Annotated in this window: 17 protein-coding genes, 1 tRNA gene and 1 pseudogene; 11 read left to right on the plus strand and 8 right to left on the minus strand. The window is 67.7% G+C overall.

The genetic code is table 11. The features are described 5' to 3' along the window. The first annotated feature begins 109 nt into the window (after positions 1-109). From LL648_RS14775 to LL648_RS14790, 4 genes are all read left to right on the plus strand, one after another. Positions 110-898 (plus strand): transposase family protein, encoded by a 789-nt coding sequence (locus LL648_RS14775; RefSeq protein ID WP_232663391.1) that lies wholly within the window; start codon positions 110-112, stop codon positions 896-898. Continuing rightward, positions 851-943, plus strand: a tRNA-Lys gene (locus LL648_RS14780). The genes LL648_RS14775 and LL648_RS14780 overlap by 48 nt, the downstream gene beginning before the upstream one ends. A gap of 122 nt (positions 944-1,065) precedes the next feature. Beyond that, positions 1,066-1,626 carry a hypothetical protein gene (locus LL648_RS14785; RefSeq protein ID WP_232663117.1) on the plus strand — a complete coding sequence of 187 codons (561 nt, stop codon included), beginning with the start codon at positions 1,066-1,068 and terminating at the stop codon, positions 1,624-1,626. 234 nt (positions 1,627-1,860) lie between these two features. Then, complete coding sequence (locus LL648_RS14790; protein ID WP_308190323.1) at positions 1,861-2,253, plus strand: IS5 family transposase; 393 nt, start codon at positions 1,861-1,863, stop codon at positions 2,251-2,253. A gap of 484 nt (positions 2,254-2,737) precedes the next feature. On the opposite strand, the gene LL648_RS14795 is transcribed toward LL648_RS14790, so the two are convergent. The 6 genes and pseudogenes from LL648_RS14795 to LL648_RS14815 form a co-directional block, all read right to left on the minus strand. Next, positions 2,738-3,580 (minus strand): SAM-dependent methyltransferase, encoded by an 843-nt coding sequence (locus tag LL648_RS14795; protein ID WP_232663118.1) that lies wholly within the window; start codon positions 3,578-3,580, stop codon positions 2,738-2,740. 46 nt (positions 3,581-3,626) lie between these two features. Further along, positions 3,627-4,511, minus strand: a complete 885-nt coding sequence (locus LL648_RS14800) for a helix-turn-helix domain-containing protein (RefSeq protein ID WP_232663119.1) — start codon at positions 4,509-4,511, stop codon at positions 3,627-3,629. 368 nt (positions 4,512-4,879) lie between these two features. Continuing rightward, positions 4,880-5,131: a DUF397 domain-containing protein gene (locus LL648_RS14805; protein WP_232663120.1), complete on the minus strand. Its 252-nt coding sequence runs from the start codon at positions 5,129-5,131 to the stop codon at positions 4,880-4,882. Positions 5,132-5,524: 393 nt separating this feature from the next. Continuing rightward, positions 5,525-6,025 (minus strand): annotated as a pseudogene (locus LL648_RS45755) (hypothetical protein); the annotation flags it as partial. 663 nt (positions 6,026-6,688) lie between these two features. Further along, positions 6,689-6,985 carry a hypothetical protein gene (locus LL648_RS14810; protein ID WP_232663121.1) on the minus strand — a complete coding sequence of 99 codons (297 nt, stop codon included), beginning with the start codon at positions 6,983-6,985 and terminating at the stop codon, positions 6,689-6,691. Between the two features lie 226 nt (positions 6,986-7,211). Continuing rightward, positions 7,212-7,910 carry a flavin reductase family protein gene (locus tag LL648_RS14815; protein ID WP_232663122.1) on the minus strand — a complete coding sequence of 233 codons (699 nt, stop codon included), beginning with the start codon at positions 7,908-7,910 and terminating at the stop codon, positions 7,212-7,214. Positions 7,911-8,025: 115 nt separating this feature from the next. On the opposite strand from LL648_RS14815, the gene LL648_RS14820 reads away from it, so the two are divergent. Then, on the plus strand, positions 8,026-8,670 hold the full coding sequence (locus LL648_RS14820) for an ArsR/SmtB family transcription factor (protein WP_232663392.1): 645 nt from the start codon (positions 8,026-8,028) through the stop codon (positions 8,668-8,670). A gap of 338 nt (positions 8,671-9,008) precedes the next feature. Here the strand turns inward: LL648_RS14820 and LL648_RS14825 are convergent, their stop codons facing one another. Further along, positions 9,009-9,599: a dihydrofolate reductase family protein gene (locus LL648_RS14825; protein ID WP_232663123.1), complete on the minus strand. Its 591-nt coding sequence runs from the start codon at positions 9,597-9,599 to the stop codon at positions 9,009-9,011. Between the two features lie 259 nt (positions 9,600-9,858). Between LL648_RS14825 and LL648_RS14830 the strand changes: the two genes are divergently transcribed. The 5 genes from LL648_RS14830 (at position 9,859) to LL648_RS14850 (ending at position 14,045) form a co-directional block, all read left to right on the plus strand. Next, complete coding sequence (locus LL648_RS14830) at positions 9,859-10,818, plus strand: hypothetical protein (protein ID WP_232663124.1); 960 nt, start codon at positions 9,859-9,861, stop codon at positions 10,816-10,818. Further along, complete coding sequence (locus LL648_RS14835; RefSeq protein WP_232663125.1) at positions 10,815-11,945, plus strand: sensor histidine kinase; 1,131 nt, start codon at positions 10,815-10,817, stop codon at positions 11,943-11,945. Before LL648_RS14830 ends, LL648_RS14835 begins: the two co-directional genes overlap by 4 nt. Further along, positions 11,942-12,547: a response regulator transcription factor gene (locus LL648_RS14840; RefSeq protein ID WP_232663126.1), complete on the plus strand. Its 606-nt coding sequence runs from the start codon at positions 11,942-11,944 to the stop codon at positions 12,545-12,547. The genes LL648_RS14835 and LL648_RS14840 overlap by 4 nt, the downstream gene beginning before the upstream one ends. A gap of 253 nt (positions 12,548-12,800) precedes the next feature. Continuing rightward, positions 12,801-13,280 carry a DUF3558 domain-containing protein gene (locus LL648_RS14845; protein WP_232663127.1) on the plus strand — a complete coding sequence of 160 codons (480 nt, stop codon included), beginning with the start codon at positions 12,801-12,803 and terminating at the stop codon, positions 13,278-13,280. A 345-nt stretch (positions 13,281-13,625) separates the two neighbouring features. After that, positions 13,626-14,045: a PH domain-containing protein gene (locus LL648_RS14850; RefSeq protein WP_232663128.1), complete on the plus strand. Its 420-nt coding sequence runs from the start codon at positions 13,626-13,628 to the stop codon at positions 14,043-14,045. A gap of 19 nt (positions 14,046-14,064) precedes the next feature. On the opposite strand, the gene LL648_RS14855 is transcribed toward LL648_RS14850, so the two are convergent. Continuing rightward, positions 14,065-14,520 (minus strand): hypothetical protein, encoded by a 456-nt coding sequence (locus tag LL648_RS14855; RefSeq protein WP_232663129.1) that lies wholly within the window; start codon positions 14,518-14,520, stop codon positions 14,065-14,067. Positions 14,521-15,078: 558 nt separating this feature from the next. On the opposite strand from LL648_RS14855, the gene LL648_RS14860 reads away from it, so the two are divergent. Further along, positions 15,079-15,225: a hypothetical protein gene (locus LL648_RS14860; protein WP_232663130.1), complete on the plus strand. Its 147-nt coding sequence runs from the start codon at positions 15,079-15,081 to the stop codon at positions 15,223-15,225. The last annotated feature ends 20 nt before the right edge of the window (positions 15,226-15,245 follow it).

Raw genomic sequence — 15,245 nt, forward strand, 5'->3', positions numbered from 1 at the left:
CACCACACTCAACCGGCCTCTACCACCACCGATCTCGCGCGTTCGTGGCACACAAGCTCCTGGTAGACGGGCGATTGTCTAGATCAACTCGCCGTACCAGGAGCTTCGGGTGTCTTCCTACCCTGCGGGGTTGTCGGTGTCCAACCGCGCCCTCATCATGTTGTCCGACGCGCTACGCCACCGCCGAGGGCAAGTGGGCACGAGATGGCGACGCCTCACTACTGGTGAGCAGGCCAGACTGGTCCTCGCGCACCTGCGCAAGGGTGAAACCTACGCCGATCTGGCCACCGGGTTCGCCATCGGCACCACGACGGCGTTCCGCTACATCCGCGAGGCGCTCGATGTCCTCGCCGCGCTGGCCCCGACCCTGAATCAGGCGATCGCAGTCGCCACGGCCAAAGCGTTCGTGATCCTCGACGGGACACTGCTGCGCATCGACCGAGTCGGGATAAGCTCAGGTCGGGACCGGCCCTACTACTCGGGCAAGCACAAGTGCCACGGCGTGAACGTGCAGGTTCTTGCCGATCCTGTCGGCCGGCTGATCTGGGCTTCGCCCGCGCTACCCAGTGCCCGCCATGACATGGGCGCCGCGCGCGAACACGGCCTGATCGACGCGCTGCACGCCGCCGGTGTTCGGGTTATCGCTGACAACGGCTACCGCGGGTCGGGGTCCACGGTCCCGCAGCGGCGCCGGCCTGCCGATCCCGAGACCGGTCAACGCCGGCGGCTCTCTCGCAACCAGAAAGCCGTGAACTCCGCGCACGCTCGTCAACGCGGTCCCGGCGAGCGCCCCAACGCCCAGCTCAAGAACTGGAAGATCCTCCGAAAGATCCGTTGCTGCCCACGGAAAGCGACCGTCCTGGTCAAGGCAGTCCTCGTCCTCATCCACGCCAGCTGACCCTTAACCAGCGGGTTCGGGGTTCGAGTCCCTGACGGCGCACCACCCACGTAGGCCCTGACCAGCGGAAACTGGTCGGGGCCTACGTGTTTTGGCGTCTACAGTGGTCTGTTGTGTGCTCCATGTGTGCTCCGGAGTGCAGAGCACTGATCAACTAGCGCCCGGGTGTGACGTTCACCGCGGGCGCATCGATCACATCCACCATCACCGACGCCGTCGATTCCAGACCCGGGAACACCCCCGATCCGCCGGCCCCCTGCCACGACACCGACCACAGCGCCGTCGCCGACACCCGGAACCCGCCCGGCGCCGAGACCGACCGGAACACATGCCCACAATCCGGCGACGCGGCCTCCGGCGGCGTCGCCGTCGAATACGGCGTCCCCGGCCCCGCACACAGCACCGACGCGCCGTCACCCAGCGATCACGTCACCGACACCGGCGTCGCGGTCGCGGTCACCGCAGCACCCGGGACGCTTACTGTCTTCGACACCGGCACCCAGCCCGTGTGGTCGATCCACAACCACGTCGGTAACCCGACCAACTGCCGCCCCACCGGCGACAAACCCACCGCCACCCGCGGCAGCATCAGCTGGTCCCGCGCCGCGGCGGCCAGCTCTTGCGGAGTCGGCGAAGCAACACCGCCACTCGCGGCAGCTACGGGATCCTGCGCCAGCCACTCCCGCCCGCCCGGCACACAGGTCCGCAGCACCAACCACCAACCCTGATTCGGATGCCACGGCCGCACCGCCGGTTTCGCCGGCGCCGATCGCGACGACGGCCTCTGCTCGAACCGATCAGGACTCGGGTCCGACGGCGGTATACCTGGCGGGTCGGTCAGCGGGTCGATCTCCTCCGCGCGGGCTCGTGCCCATCGCAGCCATACGTCATCCTCGGCCGTTCCAGACGCGACTAGGTGTGTCCTGTAAGGGTTCTGATCTGCGGTCGGTGATCATGACCGGGTGGTGGGACGCGGCGAGCTGACGGACAAGGCCTGTGCTCGGATCGAGCCGCTGCTGCCACCGGTCAAGAGCGGCGGGCGTCGCTGGCGTGATCACCGCCAGGTGATCAACGCAATCCTGTGGAAGCTACGCACCGGCGCGCCCTGGCGGGACCTGCCCGAGCGCTACGGACCCTGGAAGACCGCGCACGAACGGCTGCGGATCTGGACCGCCGACGGCACCTGGGAACGCATCCTTGACCAAGTGGTCGTCAAGGACGACTCCGTCGGAAACGTGGAGTGGACCTTCAGCATCGACTCCAGCAACGTCCGAGCCCACCAGCCAGACGAGACACCGGTTCGCGCAACAGCCGGCAGGACCTCCAGTAGGGCCGCCCGAGTCACGCTGCGCTGATCGAGCACGGCGTCGAACGGCATCAGCAGGTTGCGGTCCAGGTTGGCCAGGCTCGCGATCGACACGGACATCGGCGTGGACAGGAGTGAGCAGACCGTCGACCTCGTCCGCGCCGCCGGCGGGCGAATGACGAGCACCCACCCAGGTTCCGCGGCAAGATCACCTACTCCGCTGGGACATGGGAACAGGTCGATCGACCCTTCGAGATCGCCTGTGTCGACACCGACAGCGATACCAGCGACGCCTTCCGCCAGGGCGGGCCTGCAGGAATACCGCCGGCATGGCGCGCAGGCGGCGGTCCGGGTCGTCGGCCAGCGCGGCCAGCGCGTCGACGTAGCCGTCGCACAGTTGCCGCTGCAGCGGCTCGCCTCCTCGTGCCCCGAAGAGCGCAGCAGCGCGAGCAGTCGCTCCTCGCCGGCCGCAGGCCCTCCCTCGGTGACGCAGGCATCACCGAACGGCAGCAGCGCACCGGCTGAAGATCAGGCTAAGGCTTGCGTCCGATTCCTCCGGCGAGCATGGCGTGGGCCGGGTTGTCCGGGTCGGGGAAATCGAGGCCTGCCCGCCACGTGTTGGCGGGTACGAAGCCCGGCTCGACCAAGTCGAGACCCTCGAAGTAGCGGAGCTGCTCAGGATACGTGGGGAAGGTTCTGGAGCCCATGTGGAACTGCTCGAAGATGGCGTTGAGCTCAGGCGCGCGCGGGTCATCGCCGGGGTCGGAGCAGCCGCAATGCATGAGGTAGCCGCCCGAGGGAAGCTGAGCGCGGAGCCGGGCCGCTACTCCCACGGGGTCCTCGTGCGGTTCGAGATGCATCATGACCCCGCCCAGTAGGATCGCGAAGGGCTCGCTCGTGTCGATGAGCCGGTGCACCTCAGGCTGTTCGAAGATCGCATCGGGGTCGCGCAGGTCCGCAGTGATGACAGTTGTGTTGTCAGATTTACTGAGTAGCGCCCGCCCATACGCCAACACGATCGGGTCTTTGTCCACGTAAACCACACGGACGTTCGGGTTGAGCTGTTCAGCGACCTCGTGCACGTTGCCCGTGGCCGGCAGGCCGGACCCGATATCGATGAACTGCCTGATCCCGGCCTCGCCCACCAGGTACTGCACCGCTCGGCGCACGAAGGCTCGATTCGCCAGGGCGAGTAGCGGAGTCTCCGGAACTGCCTGGATCATGGCGTTGCAGGCGATGCGATCGACGTCGTAGTGGTGCTTGCCGCCGAGCAAGTAGTCGTACACCCGGGAAATCGCCGGCGTTTCCGTGTCGATGACTGCATCAGCTGGCGGCGCCGATGCCGTGCTGGCGAGCTGCTCCGCTGGTTCCGTCACTGCTTCTCCCCTTCGTGCACATGGTTGGTTGGATCGCCGGACCGTGTCAGAGCGAGTCACGAATGGACGCAATCCGTGCGGCGGACTGCTGAGGGGTCAAGGCCCCCGCGGCCAACCGGTCGATGATCTTGAGGTAAATATCCGCGTCGGCGCGTTTGTCGAGGTAGAGCGCACTGGTGAGTTGTTCGAGATAGACGATGTCGGGCAGGTCCTTCTCGGTGAAACGCAGCAAGGTGAAGGGGCCCCCGGTCGCTGCGGCGTCGCTCCGTTCGAACGGCACGACCTGCAACGTGACGTTAGGTCGCTGGGTGGCCTTGAGTAGGTAGTCGAGCTGGTCGCGCATGACCTGCTGACCGCCCAGCCTTCTGCGAAGTACCGCCTCATCGACCACTGCCCAGTAGTCGGGAGGTTCTGGGACATCGAGCAACTTCTGGCGCTGCATCCGCAGGGCAACGCGCCGCTCGACCTCGCTGGCGGTGGCTGCCTGACCGAGCTGGATCACGGCCCGGGCGTAAGCCTCGGATTGCAGCAAGCCAGGGACGAACTGCACCTCATAGCAACGGATGATTACAGCTGCCTGCTCCAACCCGACGTAGGTCACGAACCAGTCCGGCATGGCGTCGTTGTAGGGATGCCACCAGCCCGGACTGTTGGCGCGCTCAGCAAGGGTCAGAAGCGCTTGCCGGGCCGATTCCTCGGTAATTCCGTAGGCTGTGAGGAGGTCGCTGACATCGCGATGCCTGAACCCGGATCTACCTGCCTCGAGCCGACTCATCTTGGCTTCCGAGCCGCGGATGGCGTCGGCGGCGGCCGTACGGCTGAGCCCAACGGCTTCGCGCAGTCGACGCAGCTCGCTCCCGACCATGATGCGCAAGACCGTCGGACCTCGCTGGTCGGGCGGTTCGTTAGGGTGGCCCGCGTTCACGTTCACCCTCCTCCGCTCCTCACGCCACCCGCGACTTCATCGTCCGACGTGCAGCATAGAGCCCAGCCCTGCCTTCCGGGCAAGTCTATGATCTCCGGCTTGAGCACGCCTGAACCTGTGGTCGATCGGGCCTCCCGCAGCGATCGACCGAGGCTTTCCGCGGCCTGCCGCAGTGGGCCCTGCCTCTGCCTTTGCCGATCAGGACCACATTGAGGTAAGGACCTGACCCGGGTGGGCGGCCCCACATCTGATGGTCAAGCTGCAGATGCTCATCCCTTGCTGCAACACTGAATCCCCGACGTTCGACCACCGCGGATGACCCCAAGCCTGGCTGAGGGTGAGTCCGACCGGCATAGCTGGTCTCATCGTGGGCCTTAGTGGCTCCCCCCGGCCATGTCGTCGAACTCGCCGCCCTTCATGCCGAGCATGAACGCCACGAACTCCTGCCTGCTGTAGATCAGCACGGGCCCCTCCGGGTCTCGCGAGTGGCGCATCGCGACGCGCCCCCCGGACAGCGGCGCGAGCTCCACGCACGCAGCGTTGGGGTTGCTGTGCTGGCTCTTACGCCAACGAGGTGTTGTCGGGCCCGTCGACGGGCCCGAGGACGGGCCAGCGAGATCGCGCATGTCATCCGCCTTCCAGTGCACTGCGCGCGTCGGCCCATGACCTTCAGGGTCCACCCGCGTCGCAGTTGCATTTGCAATTGCATTTAACCTTGCATGTGCAAGGTGCACAGGGCAAGCTATGGGTGTGACCTCCCTCCCCGCGTCGGCAGCCGTGGAACGCGATACTCGCTGGCGGGCACAGAGGGTGCTCCCGGCGACGATGCCCAGCCGCTTCACCCGAGCGGTGCAGACCCCGCTCGCTCAAGCCCGCCTGTCGCCGAGGACCTGCCGCAAGACCCCAGACCCTGCGGTCTTGCCGCGGATGGCTCCCGAGCTCACCACTACGGCCGGACCGATGATCGCGGCGTTGCGCAACTGGCTCGGGAGGGGTTGCACCGGGCGCCATCGGAGGCGTCACGGCCACAGCGCGGCGATCCAGCTTCGGCCTGGGCGATGAACCGCACCGGGGATTCGGTCGTCGCGTTCATCGCCGACCAGCCCGGCGGGGCGGATCGGCTTCTGGCCCGCCACGTTCCTGACGATGCCGGCCGCTGCCGCGAGTGCATCGTGCCCCGTACAGGAACCCCCGGCGTACCGTGGCCCTGCCTGATCCATTGGTTCGCGTCCGCCGCAGCTGACGTTGTCGGACGTCGCCAGGCCAGCGCAGTGGCGCTGTCCACAACTGCCTGAGCTTTCCCGAAGCCGCCGGCGTCCGATTCGCCTTTCCGCGGCGAGCGCGCGAAGGTTCGGCCCGTACACCGCCGCCGCACCGACCCCGCCCGGAGCACCCGCGCGGGTGCGGTGCCCACACCGGCAGCGCAGACGCGCCAGCCGGTGCTCAACCACCCGCACGGTGACCGGCTCGATGTCGTAGACCTGCCGGCGGACCACACCGTCGCAGACGGCATCCGAGAGTCCAGCGCCACAACTGTCGACGGCGCGCTGAGACTTGCCCGGCCATCAGCGCCCGGCTGCCTACCGGGCTTGCGAGCACCGCGACGACGGGCGGCCCGGTTGGGCACCACCGGCCCATCGGTCGAGGCGGCTGCGAGGAGTTTCCGAGCTGCGGCCCAACTGTCGCTCCAACTCCGCGACCCGCACCGTCAACCTCTCGATCACCGGGGCCTGCAGGGCGACCAGCACGAGCAACTTCTCGCGTGACAGCTCCGGCCCGGACACCAGTACGGTCAGCGGATCGGGCTGACCTGCGGATATGGAGAATCCCCTGCTGAGCATGGTGCAGTACGACGCACCTCAGCGCCGTCCAGACCCGCTTGGCGCCATGCCATGCTCCATATTTGCTCCACCCGAGCCAGTCAATGCCCTCGCAGGACGGGAGCCCGCGACGCTAGCCGCACTTGAGTTGATCTGCAATTAAGGATGGTTACGGGGTCCGAGGTTCCTGCAGGTCGATCAGTGCTAACCGATTATTCGTCGGAGTCTCCTCAAGGCGGGATCGTACCCTGGGATGGTGATCCGTTCATCGCTCGCGTCTGCCATCGGCGGCTGGTCGGTGCCGCCCCCAAGCAGCCTGACGACGCACGCCTCACCCGTCGCATGAGGCAGTGGCCCTGCGGTTCAGCGCGGAGGCGGGGAGACGAGGTCGAGGAACTCGTCGAACTGGTTGACCTTCTCATCGAGCCTGCCGTCCAGGCGGATCGAGCTTCGTAGGGAGCGCGTGATGACCTCGCGTGGAATATCGAGTTCTCGTTCGGCGCGGCCGATGAGGGCGCCGAACAGGTTCGTGACCCGCGATGGCCGGTGCCCGATGAATCGGCCCAGCATCCCGCCGGTCTGGCGGTCGAAGTAGACCTGCCACGCCGAAAATGTGTGCTCGATGCGTGCTCGGCAGCACCGAACACCGACGACATTCACCGACACGAGACAACACCCGGCCCAGGCCGATCATGGACCTGACCAGCAGGAACGACACCAGACAGCATCCGCCGCCACCGGCCGACACAAGATCAAGCGGGCTCTTGACCAGCGGGTTCGGGGTTCGAGTCCCTGACGGCGCACCACCCACGAAGGCCCTGATCAGCCGAAGCTGATCAGGGCCTTCGTGTTGTGGCGTCCACAGTGGCCTGTTGTGGCCGCCGCACTAGCGCCCGGGCGTGACGTTCACCGCGGGCGCATCGATCACATCCACCACGCTCCGTCGTCCGACGACCACGTCACCGACATCGGCTGTCGCGGTCGCCGTCGCCGACCTCGGCGTCGTGGCGCGGAACGTGCGGCCCAATTCTTCGCCGGATCCAACGTAGTGCCGAAAAACATAAAAAAGTGGTGACCACTCGGCGACCCGAACGTGGCGCCGGTCGGGCGCGGCGAGTTCTGGATGCACATGTACCCGCAGCACCGCCGCCTCGACGAGGCTTGCGTCGCCCGTGTTGAGCGGCCGCGCGTCCAGCACGCGGGCTTCGACCTGAATCGGGCACTCGCTCACCCGGTCTGCTTTCACCAGCTCACTCGCAACAGGGGTGAGGCCGGCAGCGCCGAACTTGTCCGGTTCGAACCGAAACCGCGCGACCTTGGCTGCCGGCACGGGCGATCTGCCAGTCAACGGCGCTAGCCGCTCCACCTGCGGCCACAGCGAAGCGCTGGCGTAGTTGAGCACGCAGTCCGGACGTTGTGTCAGGTTCTGGAACGTCTGCCCCTCGGAGCCGAGTCCTAGAACCGCGGTACGACCGAGTACCCACGCTGACGACATCGGTGCCACGTTCGTGGATCCGTCGGGGTTCACACTGGAAAGAAGGACGACGGGAGTTCCGGGATAGAGCACGGGTGGATCGATCACCATAACGACAGATTGCCCGATCGAAACTTCGGTGGCCGCCGATAGGTCGTCGATCTAGGGTCGAGCGGTGAGGCTTGCCGAGGTCGCCGCCGTGCTGGCCGACAGGAGTCGGGCGACGATGTGCGTTGCGCTGCTCGACGGTAGAGCGTGGACCGTGTCCGAGCTGGCCGGCGTCGCTCAGGTGGCGCACTCCACGGCGAGTGAACACGTTCAGACTCTCGTCGCGGCGGGTTTCGTCCGCGCTCTCAAACAAGGCAGGCACCGCTATGTCCGCCTCGCCGACAGTGACATCGCCGAACTGATCGAACGGCTCGCGAGCCACGCGGGTCCAGAATCGCCACGGGGACTACGCGCGAGCGTCCGCGATCGTCGGTTGGCTCAAGCCCGGACGTGCTACGACCACCTGGCCGGTCGGTTGGGCGTCGCCTTGCGTGACGGCATGATCGCCCAGGGCCTGATCAGCGAACGCGACGGCCTGGTCGTCACCGCCCTCGGTCGCAACACGCTGGCCGATCTCGGCATTGAACCGGTCAACTCCCGCCGCACCCTGCTCCGCGACTGTCTCGACTGGACCGAACGACGCCAGCACCTGGCCGGTGCGCTTCCAGCCGCCATCCTCCACCGTGCACTGACGGCAGGATGGCTGACGCGCGGTGGAGACCGCGCGATCACTGTGCACGAAGAAGCCTGGCGCCCTCTGGAGCGGCTCGGCCTGCGAGCCGTTGATGCTGGCAGCCAGGCCTCGCACGGTGGAGTCCGCTGATGTGGTGTGTGACGGCTGGCGGGTGATCTTCTGCTGGGTCGGGCGCTGAGCGCCGGGCTGGTGTCGGTGGAGCTCAACTTCTCGGCTGCGCGACCAGCGGCCGCCCGAAGCACCGGGCGAGCAGCACCGCGGCGTCGCCGAACCCCGACGCCCGAACCCGACACACAGCCCCCGTCCACACCCGGCGCGGGGGCTGTGCGCCAGCGACGCCCGTCGTCGACGAAGTGATCAGCGACCTGCACCCGCACACACGGCAGGCGCAGCTCGAGCCGCGCACAGCTGGATCCGGCGCGAAAGGAGCGGGGGAATCCGCTCGCACGGATCCTCCGTCGGACAGGTCACGCGCGGTCGTAAAGCACGCAGAGTGCGCCGCTCTCCGTTGGGGTGACCGAGCTCATGCGCCAGGAGGTGGCGTCCGGGCCGTCCTGGAACAGGCTGCGGCCGCCGCCGATCAGCTCGGGGCACAACGTGACCGAGAGGCGGTCGAGCTCGCCTGCCTCGAGGAGGTTCTGGATGACGCTCGTGCTGGCGAGCACGATTATGTCGCCACCCTCCTGCTGGCGCAGCTCCTTCACCTCGGTTGCGGGGTCGGTCGCGGCGATGCGCGAGTTCGACCAGGTGGTCTCCTGCAACGTGGTCGAGAAGACGACCTTCTCGACCGCGGTGAGCCACCGGGAGAACTCGCGGTCCTTCGGGTCGGCGTCGGGGTTGTCGGCCACGGCCGGCCAGAAGCCGCCGAAGCCCTCGTAGTTGTTGCGGCCCAGCAGGACGGTGGTCGCCGGCCTGGTCACGCGCAGCATGTGGTCGCGGGCCCCGTCGGTGAGGTTGTGGGGCACGATCCAGCTCATGTCGTACGGGCCGCCACGGCCGGCGACGCGGCCGTCCAGCGACAGCGAGATGTTGCCGACGACTGTGCGAGTTGTGGTCACGGTGTCTCTCCTCGATCTTCGCCGGTCGTTCCGGCGCCCCACAAGACTCGCGGCGATGACCGATCACCCGACAGATCGGGAAGTGGGCAGTCGGGAAGGACAATTGTCCTGGGCAACTGAGGAGATCTGTGCCTACCGGTGGGCTCCCGCGACCGGGCACGCTCGCCGCATGACGGCAGTGCTCAGCGGACCGCGGGTGCGGCCGGGCGAGCTACCGTACGGCCCTCTGGAATGGAGTCGGAGGCCGAGATTGGTCGTTGTGTCGCGCTCGAGCCGCACGGCGCTGGTCGTCCCGTTCGCGCCGGTGGCGGCGACGCTCGCCATCGTCGCCGCGCAGTGGGCGTTCACGTTCATGACGGCCGTCGACCCCGTGGTCCCCGCGGTCCTGCTCGCGGGGTTCCTGCCGCCACACCTGCACCACCTCTGGGCTGCGGCGCACGGCCGGCGACCGGGGGCAGCCGGCTCGACGCTGGCCGTCATGGCGCTGATCTACATCGCGGGCGTGCTCGTGGCCGGTCCGGCGTGGTATCTCATGGGAGCCCAGCTCCTCGCGTCCGTGCTGATCGTGCTGCGGCCACCGTGGTCGGTCCTCGCCGGAACCGCGATCGTGGTGGGGGCGGTGTGGTTGTACGTCGTGTTCGACCCGGCTCCCACGCCCGGGTGGTTCACCATCGCGATCGTCGATCGCGCGGGAGTGACCCTCGTTCTGGCCTGGTTCGCCGGGGCGCTGCACCAGCTGCGCGCGGCGCGCGCGGAGCTGGCCGCACAGGCCGTGCTGCGCGAGCGGCTGCGCATCGACGACGATCTTGCCGGCACGGTCGGCGCAGAGCTGCGGGGCATCGCCGTAGGTGCCACGGCGTTGCGCGACGAGGATCCCGTCACGGTGGAGCGGGAGCTGCGTTCGCTCGTCGAGGGTTCGCGGCGCACGCTCGCGGCCGCACGCCGGATGATCCGCGCGTACCAGCGGGTTCCGCTGCGGGCCGAGCTGGACACGGCGGTCGCGCTGCTGGAGGCCGCCGGCATCCCGACCAGGTTGACGGTGCCACGCGGCGACCTGGTCTCCGACGAGCTGGCCCGCGCCCTGCGGTCCGCGGTCGACCGGTTGCTGCACGACGACACGGCGCGGTCGGCGGCGATCACCGTGACCATGGATGGCGGTCGCCTCCGGCTCACCGTTGCCGCGAACGGCACCCCGCTGCTCGCGACGGAGATCGCATGAACGCCGCACGCGTGACCCCGGACTACCCGCACTGGATCGTGCGCAGGGCGCCGTGGTTCCTGCTCGCGCTGCACCTGCCGGTCGTGGTGCTGGGGCCGGTCATGGTGATCACCGGTGACAACCGGCCGCCGTCGACGGGATCGGTCGTCTTCGCCGTGCTGGGCGGCGCGGCCCTGGCGGTCCTGCATCTGCGGCACGTGTTCGCCGCAGCCCGGGACACCCGGCCCGCCGGCTGGCCCGTGACACTGGCCGCGCAGGCCGTGCTCGCCATCGCGCCGCACTGGTGGCTGGGCGAGAACTGGACCGCCCCGTTGATCACCATCGGCACCGCGGCGATGTTGCTGCTGCCAGGACGGCGGGGCCGCGCTGCGGGCTTCGCCGTGCCGGTGGTGATCGGACTGGTGAACGAGTGGGCACTCGTCAAGCACAACAGCGCGGTCGACCAGATCGTCTACTACGCCTACATGCTGGTTGTTTCCTCGGTGTTCATCCTCGCCCTCTACGGCACGGTCCGGCTCATCCGGCTGCTCAACGAGCTGCACGAAACCAGGACGGAGCTGGCGCGGTCGGCCGTCGAGCGGGAACGGGTGCGTGTGTCGCGCGACCTGCACGACCTGCTCGGGCAGAGCCTGTCGGCGATCTCGCTCAAGGGCGACCTCGCCGTGCGGCTTCTGCCCATCGACACCGCCGCCGCCCACACCGAGATCGCCGCCGTGGCGCAGACGGCCCGGACCGCGCTGCACGACATGTACGCGATCACCCGCGACGAGCACGCCGTGACGCTGGGGGACGAGGTCTCCGCGGCAGCGGCGTTGCTGGCCGCGGCCGGCATCGAGACCGAGGTCGTCGGCACGGCGACTCCGCACCCGGTGCTGGCGTGGGCGGTCCGCGAGGGCACCACGAACCTGTTGCGGCACAGCGACGCCACCCGCTGCACGATCACGCTGGGGCCCGGCACGGTCGAGATGATCAACGACGGCGTGCGGTCACAGCAGCTCGGGAACGGCAGCGGCATAGCGGGATTGCGCGCCCGGGCAGCGGCTGCGGGCGGAACCGTCACCGTCGACGTCCACGACCACGAGTTCGCACTGCGGGTGTCCGTGCCCGCCCCCGAGGGAGAAAAATGATCCAGGTCCTGGTCGCCGAGGACATGCACCTGATCCGAGGCGCGCTGGTGGCGCTGCTGTCCCTGGAGGAGGACATGCAGGTGGTCGCCCAGCTCGACAGGGGCGACGAGATCGTGTCCACTGCCATCCGCACGAGGCCGGACGTCGCGGTCGTCGACATCGACCTGCCCGGCATGGACGGCCTCACCGCCTCGGCCGCCCTGCACGAGGCGGTGCCGGACTGCCGGACCCTCGTTCTGACGGGGCTGGGCCAACCCGGACTCCTGCTGCGTGCACTGCAGGCCCACGTGCGGGGATTCATCATCAAGGACGCACCTGCCGACGCCCTCGCCGCCGGGGTGCGGCGGGTGCACGCCGGTGAGCGGGTGATCGACCCAGACCTGATCGCGGCCGCGCTCGAAACCGGTACCTCACCGCTCACTGCGCGCGAGTCCGATGTGCTGCGGGAGGCGGAGAGCGGGCTGCCGACCGACCAGATCGCCGCCCGCCTCGCCCTGTCCGGCACCACCGTCCGCAACTACCTGTCCAACGCGATCAGCAAGGTGGGCGGGCACAACCGCATCGACGCGGCCCGGATCGCCCGCAACGCAGGCTGGCTGTGACACGTACCGCCGACCGGCTCGTCTCGGTCAGCGTGGACGTGCGGCGGAGCGGTGCGGACGCGTTGGCGATCCGATCACGGATCGCGTTCGGCCGCGGCGGATCGACCGGGGAACACTGCGGTCGCGGCGAAGATCGGGGGCGACCGGGCTGGGAGTTCGTCCAGTCACCGCCCGGCGCGGTCGATGGAGGATTCGCGCATCCACGCCGAGGTCTACCAGTATTCGCTCGCCGGGTAGTAGATAGGCTTCGACCGTGGCTCGATCTTGGTTGCGGAGCGGTGCCGCGTGGCGGTTGGCCGGAGCGGCAGCCCTCCTGGTGATGGTCGCGGGCTGCTCCTCCGGCCGTGCGGACAAGCTCCTCGTCCTCGACGGCTCGAAGGTCTGCGACGTGTTCACCCCAGCGCAGATCCTCGAGTACGGCGTGGGCAGCGTGTCCAACGAGGCCAACAACACCGGGCCGGAGAACGCGTACAGCAGCTGCGTGTGGCAGTCCATCTCGTCCGTCAATGGAACCCGCGGGCTGACCGTCTCCTTCGACAACATGCAGCTCAACGACTGGGTCGGCGACAAGAACGAGACCGAGCCCGTCTCCGGCTACCGGGCGAGCCTCGCCAGCGACATCATGTCGATCGCTTCCGGCCCGGACTTCGGCGTGCTGACCATCGACTCCCGCGGAGCCAAGAAGCCGATCCGGGAGATCGCCGAAGCCGCCGTCGCCCGGCTCGAGAAGTAGCCGCCGCACGACTGCGGCGTTGAGCTGCAGCGGTACAGCCATCAGCGCTGAGCCGTGAAGTGACTGGTGCCGCGTGGTCACGCCGAACGATCGCCGCAAGAGGTGCTGATGAGTGGTCTGCGTACCGCCATACGTACCTCCTCGGTAGCCGGCCGGCGGACTTCGGGTGGATATTGATGACCCTGATCTGCCCACCCGACCCAGCAAAGGTGTCATTACGTGAAAGCAGGTTCGCCGATGACAGCGTGGCGACCCATCCCAAAGCGGGACGAGTTTGGATCTGTAATGTCATGGGCTATGTGCGCCGCTGCCGCGTTATTCCCGACCGTGGCTGGCGTCCAATTCGTGCAGTCGTTGCTGACGGAGCCGGCCGGCGGCCGAGGCGGGACCATTCTGGCGTTCGTGGGAGTGTTGGCTTTTACCGGAACGTGGATGACGCTGGTCTGGCGAGTTGGCCATGTGGGCCTCGAAGTCTCTTCGATCGGACTGCGGGCACGTACCGTATTTCGGACACGAACCATCCCGTGGGCGGCAGTGGCCGATATCGAGAGCGCAGTGACCGCCTACCGCTCCGGACGTCAGGGTATATGGATCGTCCTGAAATCGTGGGATGCCGTTGCGACTCCGCTGGTACTTGCCAACGAGAAGTGGGTCCTACCGCGCTCGATCGACCCGGGTGAAAGATACCTTCAGTTCCTTCCACCGGATGCCTACGCAGGCGCACTGGCCGAGTTGAAGGACCTTCATCGCCGACATCTGACCTGATCCCTGCGCCGACGGACCGTCATCCGACGCCGTCTCCCCTCCCGTAGTCACCACCGCAGGCGATGGACTTCAGAGCATCGTCACCGAGGCAGATCCACACCAGGCCCGCGCCGCCGGGGCGATCGGCCGGAACGTCCAGCACGAACTTGTGCACACCCTCGGCGCACTTCAGGCTGGTACTCCTCTTGCCCAGGCCGTAGTCGTTGTCGTCGGTGTAGGTCGTTGCCGAGACCCGGCGACAACCGCTGCCGGGCGCGATGCGCAACTCACCCTCGAGATGCACACCCCGGCCGTACCACGTGATCGTCCCTCTCGCCCACGTCGCGCCGTGTACGGGACCGGCCTCACCGCCCGATTTCGGCTTGACGGTGGGGCCGAAGTAGCTCACCGGATAGTCGGCGGCGGACGCCGGCGCGGCAACCAGAACCAGACCGGTGAGGACGACGGCCAGGCACGCCGCAGCCTTCTTCAACATCGACAAGCGGATCCCTCCGGAGTTCACCCGCTCGGGTGCGGGCCGGCTGGATCATCGACGGATGATCACGCTCGGCACCAGGTCAGCGGAGAGGCAAGTCAACCGGCAACTACGACGCCGCGTGCCGAGCCTGCGGCATACCCGCTCCGCCGGCGACGTCCGCCGGGACCGTGAACTCAATGGAGGGTCCAGACCTTCGCCGGCTGCTCACGCTGGGAGCCACATTCGGTGATTCACCTCACTGAATGCAGCGTTGACCCGCCGATGCCTGGGGGAACTGAACCGGGAAACACGGTCGAGATCTCGGTGTGCACAGGGGAACTGTCGGGCCGAGCGAGTTGGCAGGGCCATGCGGCGGAACAGATGAGACTGTTCAGTGCCATGTAGCCGTGATAGCGTCCGCCCATTGCGACTCGGATGGACTAGTGGCATGGTGCGGCAGTCGCATCGCGGCCGAGCCAACAGATGGCCGTCATCGGTGGAATGCGGTAGTGGTCGGCGCGTGGTCCGACACTTCGGTCGGCGGTTTTTGACACGGTTTCGTGAGGGGATATGAGCATGAATGAGCGTGTGCGAAGCCTGGCTTCGGTGAATATTTTCGGAAAACTCGACGCGTCCAACAAGGGCGGCGCCCCATATGTCAAGGTGGAGCTGCTCAGCTATGAAGGCAAAACACTCGCAACGAAGAACGTGTACGGGCAATAGATGCAGGGTACGGCTCCCCC

Origin of the sequence: Pseudonocardia sp. TRM90224, assembly GCF_021245725.1 — a bacterium.
Lineage (GTDB): Bacteria > Actinomycetota > Actinomycetes > Mycobacteriales > Pseudonocardiaceae > Pseudonocardia.